Origin of the sequence: Nocardioides panacihumi (assembly GCF_039530925.1) — a bacterium.
GTDB lineage: Bacteria > Actinomycetota > Actinomycetes > Propionibacteriales > Nocardioidaceae > Nocardioides > Nocardioides panacihumi.
The window spans coordinates 426,381-437,060 of record NZ_BAAAPB010000002.1 but is presented as its reverse complement, the minus strand read 5'-3'; the positions used below and the strand labels follow the sequence as shown (position 1 = coordinate 437,060).

The 10,680-nt window shown below is 70.8% G+C and carries 12 protein-coding genes; 6 read left to right on the top strand and 6 right to left on the bottom strand.

All coding sequences use genetic code 11. The features are described 5' to 3' along the window. From nadA to ABD205_RS11225, 3 genes are all read right to left on the bottom strand, one after another. The coding region (gene nadA / locus ABD205_RS11235) for a quinolinate synthase NadA (RefSeq protein WP_344044908.1) at nucleotides 1-1,160 on the bottom strand (1,160 nt) is incomplete at its 3' end. 15 nt (nucleotides 1,161-1,175) lie between these two features. Beyond that, the gene (locus ABD205_RS11230) at nucleotides 1,176-2,210 is read right to left on the bottom strand and encodes a hypothetical protein (RefSeq protein WP_344044907.1); all 1,035 of its coding nucleotides are present in this window, start codon (nucleotides 2,208-2,210) and stop codon (nucleotides 1,176-1,178) included. Between the two features lie 7 nt (nucleotides 2,211-2,217). Then, nucleotides 2,218-3,090: a GNAT family N-acetyltransferase gene (locus ABD205_RS11225; RefSeq protein ID WP_344044906.1), complete on the bottom strand. Its 873-nt coding sequence runs from the start codon at nucleotides 3,088-3,090 to the stop codon at nucleotides 2,218-2,220. A gap of 25 nt (nucleotides 3,091-3,115) precedes the next feature. On the opposite strand from ABD205_RS11225, the gene ABD205_RS11220 reads away from it, so the two are divergent. Both ABD205_RS11220 and erpA read left to right on the top strand, forming a co-directional pair. Beyond that, a complete protein-coding gene (locus ABD205_RS11220; RefSeq protein WP_344044905.1) occupies nucleotides 3,116-4,189 on the top strand; it encodes a glycerate kinase family protein in 1,074 nt (357 codons plus the stop codon). Nucleotides 4,190-4,260: 71 nt separating this feature from the next. After that, entirely contained in the window at nucleotides 4,261-4,614 is a 354-nt protein-coding gene (erpA, locus tag ABD205_RS11215) for an iron-sulfur cluster insertion protein ErpA (protein ID WP_344044904.1), read from the top strand. 95 nt (nucleotides 4,615-4,709) lie between these two features. Here erpA and ABD205_RS11210 read toward each other — a convergent pair whose 3' ends face one another. Further along, complete coding sequence (locus ABD205_RS11210; protein ID WP_344044903.1) at nucleotides 4,710-4,961, bottom strand: hypothetical protein; 252 nt, start codon at nucleotides 4,959-4,961, stop codon at nucleotides 4,710-4,712. Nucleotides 4,962-5,025: 64 nt separating this feature from the next. On the opposite strand from ABD205_RS11210, the gene ABD205_RS11205 reads away from it, so the two are divergent. After that, nucleotides 5,026-6,006, top strand: a complete 981-nt coding sequence (locus ABD205_RS11205; RefSeq protein ID WP_344044902.1) for a carbohydrate kinase family protein — start codon at nucleotides 5,026-5,028, stop codon at nucleotides 6,004-6,006. On the opposite strand, the gene ABD205_RS11200 is transcribed toward ABD205_RS11205, so the two are convergent. Both ABD205_RS11200 and ABD205_RS11195 read right to left on the bottom strand, forming a co-directional pair. After that, entirely contained in the window at nucleotides 6,007-6,243 is a 237-nt protein-coding gene (locus ABD205_RS11200) for a sulfurtransferase TusA family protein (protein WP_344044901.1), read from the bottom strand. Next, nucleotides 6,240-7,355, bottom strand: a complete 1,116-nt coding sequence (locus tag ABD205_RS11195) for a cysteine desulfurase family protein (protein ID WP_344044900.1) — start codon at nucleotides 7,353-7,355, stop codon at nucleotides 6,240-6,242. Before ABD205_RS11195 ends, ABD205_RS11200 begins: the two co-directional genes overlap by 4 nt. A 71-nt stretch (nucleotides 7,356-7,426) precedes the next feature. Here ABD205_RS11195 and ctaC point away from each other — a divergent pair, with 71 nt between their 5' ends. The 3 genes from ctaC to ABD205_RS11180 are packed head-to-tail and all read left to right on the top strand — an operon-like array spanning nucleotide 7,427 to nucleotide 10,526. Beyond that, nucleotides 7,427-8,404, top strand: a complete 978-nt coding sequence (ctaC, locus tag ABD205_RS11190; RefSeq protein WP_344044899.1) for an aa3-type cytochrome oxidase subunit II — start codon at nucleotides 7,427-7,429, stop codon at nucleotides 8,402-8,404. Then, nucleotides 8,401-10,110, top strand: a complete 1,710-nt coding sequence (gene ctaD / locus ABD205_RS11185) for an aa3-type cytochrome oxidase subunit I (RefSeq protein WP_344044898.1) — start codon at nucleotides 8,401-8,403, stop codon at nucleotides 10,108-10,110. Before ctaC ends, ctaD begins: the two co-directional genes overlap by 4 nt. Next, the gene (locus tag ABD205_RS11180) at nucleotides 10,110-10,526 is read left to right on the top strand and encodes a cytochrome c oxidase subunit 4 (protein WP_344044897.1); all 417 of its coding nucleotides are present in this window, start codon (nucleotides 10,110-10,112) and stop codon (nucleotides 10,524-10,526) included. The genes ctaD and ABD205_RS11180 overlap by 1 nt, the downstream gene beginning before the upstream one ends. Nucleotides 10,527-10,680: the final 154 nt, after the last annotated feature.

Below are 10,680 nucleotides of genomic sequence, written 5' to 3'. Positions count from 1 at the left end.
CGCTCGGTCTTGCCAGGCAGGTCGAGCATCCGCTCGAGGGCGACCTTCGCGTGGCGCTCGGTGTCGGCGTCGACCTCGATGACGTTCGGGACGACGCCGTTCACAAGCGACTCCATCGCCCACACCAGGTGCGGCAGGTCGATGCGGTTCATCGTCGAGCAGTAGCAGACGTTCCGGTCGAGGAAGACGATGCGCTTGTCGGGGTGCCGGGCGGCGAGCCGCTTCACGAGGTTGAGCTCGGTGCCGACGGCCCAGGCCGACCCGGCCGGAGCCTCCTCGATCGTGTTGATGATGAACTCGGTCGAGCCGACGAGGTCGGCCTTGAGCACCACCTCGTGCTGGCACTCGGGGTGCACCAGGATCTGGATGTCCGGGATCGTGGCCCGCAGCTCGTCGATGGTGTCGGGGGAGAAGCGCCCGTGGACCGAGCAGTGCCCCTTCCACAGGATCACGGTGGCGTCTGCGAGCTCCGCAGCGGTGAGGCCGCCGTCGGGCTGGCGCGGGTCCCACACGACGCACTTCTCGAGCGGGATGCCGAGCTTGAGCACCGCGGTGTTGCGGCCGAGGTGCTGGTCGGGCAGGAAGAGAACCTTCTCGCCCCGCTCGAATGCCCACCGGAGGACCGTCTCGGCGTTGGACGAGGTGCAGACCACGCCCCCGTTGCGGCCGCAGAACGCCTTGATGTCGGCGCTGGAGTTCATGTAGGTGACCGGCACGACCTGGTCGGCGATGCCCGCCGCGGTCAGGGCGTCCCACGCCGCCTCGACCTGACCGAGTCGCGCCATGTCGGCCATGGAGCAGCCGGCCGCGAGGTCGGGCAGGATGACCTTCTGCTCGGGCGAGGTGAGGATGTCGGCCGACTCGGCCATGAAGTGGACACCGCAGAAGACGATGTACTCCGCCTCCGGGCGCCCCGCCGCGTCCCGGGCGAGCTTGAAGGAGTCTCCCGTGACGTCAGCGAACTGGATGACCTCGTCGCGCTGGTAGTGGTGGCCCAGCACGAACACTCGGTCGCCGAGCGCCTCCTTGGCTGCCCGGGCGCGCTCCACGAGCGAGGGGTCCGAGGCCGGCGGGAGGTCGCCGGGGCACTCGACGCCGCGCTCGGAGTCGAGGTCGATGCCGCGGCCGAGCGGCAGCAGCGGGAGGTCGACGGTCGTCATAGCCGAATCGTACGTTCAGGTCGCCAGATGCCGGACCCGGTCCCACGCGGGGTCGGGCGTGACCTCCACCTCGACCGCGCCCTCACCCCAGCCGAGCTGCGCCCGTCGGAGTCGATCCGGAGCGTCGGTCGCGCCGTCGGCGTACGCATGGAGGAGGCGTACGCCGGCCGCCGACTCGTGCGCCACGACCCGCCCGTCGCTGCCGAGCAGCTCGGCGACACGTCCCTCGAGCGCTTGCAGCCCGTCGAGAGACGCCCCGGCCGGCAGCCCCTCGTCCGTCACCTCGGCGTACGGCACCAGCAGCCCGACGTGATGCGTCAGCAGCGGGGACGTGGCCGGGTGGAGCGGCACCGTGACGGCCGCGACCACGGGACCGCGCGGCCCCTCGCCGCGCAGCAGGATCCAGGACGGCACGCCGTCGGGGTCGACGTACTCGCTCTGCATCCGCTCGACGAACGCCCGGAGCGGGACGAGGCCGAACCCGTCGCGCGGCGCCAGCTCGCTCGGTGTGATCCCGCCGATCCACAGCTCCACCGCTGTCTCTCCGATCGCGGCGTCGAGCACGAGCAGCGCGATGCGCAGCCGCACGTCCTCGGCTAGGCCGGCGAAGGAGGGGTGATGCACGGTGAGGTCCAGACGGGTGCCGGTGCGCCGGGCGGCGACCGTGACCTCGTCCAGTGCCAGCAGCTCGCCGTCGCGCAGTCCGATCGAGGCCCCGTCGAGGTCGCGCAGTGGCGACCGCACGTCGCTGTAGGACCACGTCTCTGACGCCGGTGGCGCGGCGAGCAGCCAGCGGCGGGTCAGCGCGCGCAGCTCAGGCGAGCCCTCGGCGGAGACGACCAGCGCGTGCTCGCTGACGGCCCCTGCAGCGAGCTCCCACGCCAGGCCGTCGTGGAGTCGGTCGATCTGCTGGCCGAGCGCGGGGACGGCACGCTGGGCATCGTGCGCGGCCAGTGCCTCGGCGCAGTATGCCGACCCTTCCTGCGACCACCAGCTCCAGAACGCGTCGATCCGGTCGCTCTCGGAGGGCTTGCGGCGGAACAGGCTCACCGGCTCATCAAAGCAGTGCCCCGTGGTGGATGTAAGGCGCCGGCGGCTGGAGCCCGCGCAGCCCGAGGTAGCCCGCCTGGCCGAGCTCGAGCCGAGCCTCGACGCCCACGTCGAGAGCCCACTGGTTGGCGGCGGTCAGGTGCGGCACGACGACGGGCCCGCTCGAGTCCGCCAGCGCCGCCCAGAGCAGGCGCGCAGCCGTGCGCCTGTTGCCGGCCGCCAGCAGAGCCACCCGGCCACGGGCGTCGACGTAGACGTAGCCCGAGCCGGTGGTGGTGTCGGAGACGAGCAGCCGCCACACCGAGAGCATGAGCTCGTGATCGGGTCCGTGCGCGGCGCCCCGGGTCGCACGGTCCAGGGAGTTCATCAGGTCGATGTCGGCCGCCGTGCCGTCGCGGACCTTCTCGATCAGCGGGATCGCCGTGCGGTCGACGGTGCCCGACAGGTGCATCTGCGGGTGCAGGTCGAAGCCGGCCAGCTTGTAGCGCCGCACCGCCCGCGGGTCGTCCGACGCCGACAGCATCGCGTGCAGGCAGCCACGGCCGTGGTGCATCGCCGCTGCGAGCAGCGCGGTTCCGACGCCTCGCCCCTGCAGGCCCGGCCGGACGGCGTACGTCGCCAGGAACCAGGTCGTGTCCCGCACGAACGACGTCGCGAAGCCGACGACACGCCCGTCGTCCTCGGCGATCCAGCAGCCGCCCGGGTCCGTCCGGACCAGGTGCTCGGTGCGGCGCGCCCACTCGTCGGAGTGCTCGGTCGTACGCCGCTGCGGGCCGGCACCGGCGCGCCCGCCCGTGCGCTGCGTCAGCTCGAAGAACGCGTCGTCGCTGAGCGACTCGGCGGTGGCCACGTCGTCGCGCCGCATCGGCCTGATCTCCATCGGCCGACAGCCTAGGGTGCTCGCCATGAGGATCCTCGTCGCTCCCGACAAGTTCGCCGGGACGCTGACCGCCGTCGAGGCCGCCGAGGCGATCGCAGCCGGCTGGCGCCGCCACGCGTCGACCGATGAGCTCGACCTGGCCCCGATGGCCGACGGCGGGCCCGGCTTCGTCGACGTCCTGCAGTCGACCCTCGGTGGCGAGCTTCTCGCGGTCACCGTGAGCGGGCCGGACCGCCGTCCGACGCCGGCCACGGTCCTGCTCGTGGGGGACACCGCCTACGTCGAGTCGGCCCAGGCCTGCGGGCTCGCGCTCACCGGCGGCTGTGGGGCGGAGACCGCCACGACGTACGGCGTCGGCGAGCTGATCCTCGCCGCCGCCGATGCCGGCGCCCGCCGCGTCGTCGTCGGCCTCGGAGGGAGTGGCACGAACGACGGCGGCGCCGGGCTGCTGGCGGCCCTCGGAGCGTCGGCCGACCGACCGCTCGACCAGGGCGGTGCCGGACTGACAGGCATCACGACGCTGACGATGCCGAAGCCGCTCGACGTGGAGATCGTCGCGGCCAGCGACGTGGACAGCCCGCTGACCGGGCTGTTCGGTGCGACCAAGACCTACGGGCCCCAGAAGGGGCTCGCCGAGGAGCAGCTGCCGGCGCTGGACGGCGCGCTGCAGGACCTCGCGTCCGCTGCGGACCGCCGGCTGGCGCTCGCTCCCGGCGCCGGTGCGGCCGGGGGTCTCGGCTACGCGCTGCTGCTGCTGGGTGCGGAGCGGAGGCCCGGCATCGCGCTGGTCGCCGAGGCCGTCGACCTTCCCGGCCGCGCCCGCCGGGCGGACCTGGTCGTGTCGGGCGAGGGCGCGTTCGACTTCTCGAGCAGGTCCGGCAAGGTCCCGTACGGCGTCGCCGAGGTCGCCGCAGGCGCGGCCCGGCCGTGCGTGGTGCTCGCCGGGCGTGTCGACGTCGGTGCGCGGGAGATGCGGGCCCTCGGTGTCGAGTCGGCGTACTCGCTCGTCGACCTGGTGGGGGAGGAGGCTGCGCTCGCGGACCCGGCCGGATCGCTGGCGACCCTGGCCGAGCGCGTCGCCCGCAGCTGGTCGCGCTGAGGGGGAATAACCGTTCGTGTGCGACGATTGGACCTACGACAGACCCCGCACCCACCACTCAGGGAGCCATCATGACCGACACCGCCTTCGAGCGCCGCGCCGACAGCATCAACCTGAGCCCCGTGGCGGCTGCCAAGGTGAAGAGCCTGCTCGAGCAGGAGGGTCGCGACGACCTCTCCCTGCGCATCTCCGTGCAGCCGGGCGGTTGCTCGGGCCTGCGCTACCAGCTCTTCTTCGACGAGCGCACCCTCGACGGTGACTCCGTCACCGACTTCGACGGCGTCTCGGTCGTGGTCGACCGGATGAGCGTGCCCTACCTCAACGGCGCGATGATCGACTTCATCGACAGCATCGAGAAGCAGGGCTTCACGATCGACAACCCGAACGCGACGGGTTCCTGCGCCTGCGGCGACTCTTTCCACTGAGTCGAGGCCCAGCCAGACAGCAGCACCATGCAACAGCCCCCGCCCGGATCACGGGCGGGGGCTGTTGCCATCCAGGGAGGGATATCCGGGGAGACTCAGTCCAGATCCAGGTCGAGTGCGGCGGCGATGCGCCGTGCGGCCGTGGCCGGGTGGATCTCGGGCTTCGCGACCTCGTGGAAGTCCTCGAAGCGGAGCGAGATCGGCCCGCGGGCGGCTGCCCGGGCCACCGAGTCGAACGAGCTGGGCAGGGACAGCCGTGCCTCGGCGGCACGGCAGTCGGCGGTCAGCTCGGACGGGGTCGACGGGTCGTCGTAGGCCAGTCCGGAGACGTGCTGGGCATCGGTCATGCCATCGACGCTATGGACTACCGATGGGTACTCCAAGCGGTACCAACGGGTAGTGTTCCCCCACGTGTCTGGAGCCCTCCTCATCGCCGCCTCGATCGCGACCGACCACCTGATGACGTTTCGCGGGAAGTTCGCTGACTCCCTCGTCGTCGAGCAGCTCGACAAGCTGTCGGTGAGCTTCCTGGTCGACGACCTCGAGATCCGTCGCGGCGGCGTCGCCGCGAACATCTGCTTCGGCCTCGGCAAGCTCGGGCTGAGCCCGGTGCTCGTCGGCGCCGTGGGTGAGGACTTCGGCGACTACCGCTCCTGGCTGGAGCGTCACGGTGTCGACTGCGACCACGTGCACGTCTCGGACTCCAAGCACACCGCCCGCTTCGTCTGCACCACGGACGAGACCATGGCGCAGTTCGCGAGCTTCTACCCCGGCGCGATGTCGGAGGCCCGCCTCATCGAGCTGGCCCCGATCGTGAAGGCGGTCGGCGAGCCGAGCTACGTGCTCATCGGCGCCGACGACCCCGACGGCATGCTGCGCCACACCGACGAGTGCCGTCAGCGTGGCTACGCCTTCATCGCCGACCCGAGCCAGCAGCTCGCCTTCGGCAGCGGTGAGCTCATCCAGCAGCTGGTCGACGGCGCGACGATCCTGTTCTCCAACGAGTACGAGTCGCACCTCATCGAGTCCAAGACCGGCTGGAGCGCCGCGGAGGTGCTCGAGCGCGTCGGCACGCAGGTGACCACGCTCGGCGCGGCCGGCGTCCGCATCACCAGGCAGGGCGAGGACCCGATCGTCGTGCAGGCCTGCAAGAACGTGAACGCGGTCGAGCCCACCGGCGTCGGCGACGCCTTCCGCGCGGCGTTCCTCGCGGCCACGGCCTGGGGCCTCGGGCTCGAGCGGTCGGCGCAGGTCGGCTGCACCCTGGCGGCGTACGTCGTCGAGACGGTCGGCACCCAGGAGTACTCCTTCACCAGCCAGCAGTTCGTGGCGCGGCTGGCCGAGAGCTACGGCGCGGAGGCGGCCGCCGAGGTCGCCCCGCACCTCGGCTGATCAGTCCAGCCGTCTGACCAGGTAGACCGGGACCCCGTCCGGGGCGGTCTCCTCCCCGGCGTACTCCTGCCGGCGCAGCCGGCACCAGGCCGGCACGTCGTGGCGTGCGGCCGGGTCGTCGGAAGCGACACCGAGCACCTCGCCGACGGCGACGTCGGCCAGGTGCCTCGCGAGCTCGATGATGGGGCGCGGGCAGGGCATCCCGCGGCAGTCCAGCGTCGTGGCGGCGGTCGTCACCGCGCGACCTCCGCGCGCAGGTCGCCCACGACGTCGGGGAGCACCTCGAGGAAGCGGTCGACGTCTTCGCGGGTGGCGTCGCGCGTGAGCGAGAGCCGGACGTTGCCGTGGGTCAGGGCACCCATCGCTGCGAGCACCCGCGACGGCTCGCGGGTGTCGACGGCGCAGGCCGACCCGCTCGCGATCCCGAAGCCGCGCCGGTCGAGCTCGGTCACGAGCGCCTCGCCGTCCACGTAGAGGCACGAGAACGTCACGAGGTGGGGGAGCCGGTCCGCCGGGTCGCCGACCAGGTCGACGTCGGGGATGGTCGAGACGCGTGCACGGACCACGTCGATCAGGTCGCGCTGCCGGGCGCCGACCTCCTCGCGCTCGGCGACGACCGCCTGCAGCGCGGCGGCCGCCGCCAGGGCGCCGGCGACGTCGGTGAAGCCGTGATCGGTGCGCTCGGTCGGGTCGGGTGCCGGGAAGGGGAAGTGCCAGCGTGCCGTCCGGCGGACGACCAGGACGCCGACGCCGCCCGGTCCTCCCCACTTGCGTGCGGAGCCGGCGACAGCCGTCCACCGGGCCGGGAGCGGCAGGCGGCCCATGGAGGCGCAGGCGTCGACCAGGAGCGGTACGTCGTCGAGCAGCTCGCCGACCGCGTCGACCGGCTGCACCGTCCCGACCTCGTGGTTCGCCTGCTGTACGGCGACGAGCCCGGCCTGCTCCCCGCGAGCGGCCGCGACCACGGCGTCGGCGTCGACGCGCCCGCTCGCGTCGACGGCCACCCGGTGCGTCGGGACGTGGGCCCAGGTCGCGGCGTCGAGCACGGACTGGTGCTCCACCGCCGTCGTCACCAGTGTGCGGTCGGGGGAGGGCAGCAGTCCGAGCACGCCGGCGTGCACGGCGGCGGATCCGGAGGGGGTGAACATCACCTCGTCGCGTCGTACCCCCAGGCAGGAGGCGACCACCTCGCGGGCGTTGTCGAGCAGCAGGCGCGCGTCCCGCCCGGGGCCGTGCAGACGTCGCGGGTCGGCGTACCCACGCTCCAGGGCCGCCGCCAGCACCTCCCGTGCGGCCGGATGCAGCGGCTCCGCGGAGGCCGCGTCGAGGTAGACCGCGGGATAGATCACATCGCAACCCTAAGGGCCACCCCGCGACTCGTCAGGGGGACCGGTTCCGCTAGTGTGCGACGTGTGAACTCGTGCCTCCTCAGGGGCCCGGGTCGCTTGCCGTGACTGCTCGAGAGAGAGGCTCGTTCGTGGGTCTGCACTTGCCCGGAAAGCCGGGGGGCCGGCGACTGGTGGGGAAGACACCCCTGCTGGTTGCGCTGGCTACCGCCGTCGTCCTGCTGGGGGGCTGCTCGTCGGAGACGAAGGACGAGTGGAGGCGGGCTGCGATGCCCGACCCGGCCTCGGCCCAGGGTGAGCACAACCTCGCACTGTGGCAGGGCGCCTGGATCGCCGCCATGGTCACCGGCATCATCGTCTGGGGCCTGATCTTCTGGTCGCTGTGGCGCTACCGCCGGCGCAGCGAGTCCGACATCCCGATCCAGACGCGCTACAACCTGCCGATCGAGATCTTCTACACGATCGCCCCCGTCCTGATGGTCATCGTGTTCTTCACGCACACGGTCCGCACCCAGGACGCCATGCTCAACGAGGGCAAGGTCGACAACACGATCGAGGTCGTCGGCCAGCAGTGGCAGTGGACGTTCAACTACGGGATCGGCACGCGTGACGGCTCCGCGGACGACGACCCGGCGGACGACAACTACCCGTACAGCAGCTACGTCTACGAGGGCGGCACCGCGCAGTACATCCCGACGCTGGTGCTGCCGGTCGGGGAGACCACGCGCTTCAACCTGCACAGCCCCGACGTCATCCACGACTTCGGCGTCCCGTCCTTCCTCATGAAGATGGACGTCGTCCCCGGCCGCGTGAACCACTACGCGATCACGCCGACCCGGGAGGGGACGTTCAAGGGCAAGTGCTACGAGCTCTGCGGCGTCTCGCACTCCCGCATGCTCTTCAACGTGAAGGTGGTCAGCGTCAGCGACTACCAGAGCTACCTGCAGGACCTGCAGAGCAAGGGGCGCGAGTCGGACAAGCCGCTGATCGGCGGGACCGAGGCCCACACCCAGGACGGCCTGGCCACTCAGACCGGAGGCGAGAACCAGTGACCGCGACCGCATCGACCTCCACCGCGACCCCCAGCGGCCGTCGACCGCTCGGCCAGCAGGCCTACCGGCTGCTGACCACGACCGATCACAAGCTGATCGGCAAGCTGTACTTCGTCACGGCGTTCATCTGGTTCCTGCTCGGCGGCGTGATGGCGCTGATCATCCGCGCGGAGCTCGCCTTCCCGGGCAACCAGATCGTGAACGACGAGCTCTACAACCAGCTCTTCACGATGCACGGCACGATCATGCTGCTGCTCTTCGCGACGCCACTGTTCTTCGCCTTCGGCAACGCGATCATGCCGCTGCAGATCGGCGCCCCCGACGTGGCGTTCCCGCGCCTGAACATGTTCAGCTACTGGCTGTTCCTGTTCGGCGGCATCATCGCCGCCTCCGGGTTCCTGACCCCGCTCGGCGCGGCCGACTTCGGCTGGTTCGCCTACACGCCGCTCTCCGACGCGGTGCGCAGCCCGGGCGTGGGCGGTGACCTCTGGATCATGGGCCTGTGGATGGCCGGTCTGGGCACCATCCTCGGCGCGGTCAACTTCATCACGACGATCATCTGCATGCGCGCGCCCGGCATGACGATGTTCCGGATGCCGATCTTCGTCTGGAACACGCTGGTCACGTCGCTGCTCGTGCTGATCGCGTTCCCGGTCCTCGCCGGCGCGCTGCTCTCGCTCGAGGCCGACCGCCAGCTCGGCGCCCACGTCTTCGACGCCTCCCACGGCGGCGCGATCCTGTGGCAGCACCTGTTCTGGTTCTTCGGGCACCCCGAGGTCTACATCATCGCGCTGCCGTTCTTCGGCATCATCACCGAGATCCTGCCTGTCTTCAGCCGCAAGCCGATCTTCGGCTACATCGGCCTGGTCGGCGCGACGCTCGGCATCGCGATCCTGTCGGTGGCCGTCTGGGCCCACCACATGTTCGTCACCGGAGCCGTCGACCTGCCCTTCTTCTCGGGCATGACGTTCCTCATCGCGGTCCCGACCGGCGTGAAGTTCTTCAACTGGATCGGCACGATGTGGGGCGGGTCGGTCAGCCTGGACACGCCCATGCTGTGGTCGATCGGCTTCCTGACGACGTTCCTCTTCGGTGGCCTGACGGGTGTCATCCTGGCCAGCCCGCCGCTCGACTTCCACGTCTCGGACTCCTACTTCGTGGTCGCCCACTTCCACTACGTGGTCTTCGGCACCGTCGTGTTCGCGATGTTCGCCGGCTTCTACTACTGGTGGCCGAAGCTGACGGGCAAGATGCTCAACGAGCGCCTGGGCAAGATCCACTTCTGGATCCTGTTCGTCGGCTTCCACACGACGTTCCTCGTGCAGCACTGGCTGGGCGTCGAGGGCATGCCGCGGCGGTACGCCGACTACCTGCCGTCCGACGGCTTCGAGACGCTGAACCAGATCTCGACGGTGGGCGCGTTCCTGCTGAGCCTCTCGATGATCCCGTGGTTCCTCAACCTGTGGATCACGCGCAAGGCGCCCATGGTCGAGGTCGACGACCCCTGGGGATGGGGCCGTTCGCTGGAGTGGGCCACCTCGTGCCCGCCGCCGCGCCACAACTTCGTGACGCTGCCCCGGATCCGCTCCGAGTCCCCGGCGTTCGACCTGCACCACCCCGAGATCGCCGCGCTCGAGATCGAGTCCGAGGAAGAGCTCCTCGTCCACATCCCTGGCAAGTCCGTTCACGAGGAGGGTGACGCCTGATGAAGTCCGAGACCTGGATCTTCGTGGCCTGCACCGTCTTCTTCGTACTGGTCACGCCCGCGTACGCGCTGGTCACCGGCGCCTCCGAGCACGGCCTCGACTGGACCGGCACGTCGGCCCTGACGATGGCCACGCTGCTCACGGCGATGATGTCGCTCTACCTCGGCTTCCACGCGCGGCGGATGGAGCCTCGTCCCGAGGACCGCAAGGACGGCGAGATCGCCGATGGCGCGGGCGAGCTCGGGTTCTTCCCGCCGTACTCGTGGTGGCCGCTGTGGTGCGCCCTGACCCTGGGCGTCATCGTCTTCGGCACCGCGATGGCCGCCTACTGGCTCGTGATCATCGGCGGCGTCCTCGGCGCGGTCGCGCTGGCGGGTCTCGTGTTCGAGTACTACCGCGGCGAGCACGCCCACTGAGCAACACCTGATGCGCACGCCTCCGGCGTGGCACATCACAGGCTGATCACGAAGGGCCGCCGACTGCAACCAGTCGGCGGGCCTTTGCGTCTGAGGGGGGAGTGGAAGTTAGGGTTGCTCCGGCCGGACCGGGGGGACCGGTCAGTCAAGTCAT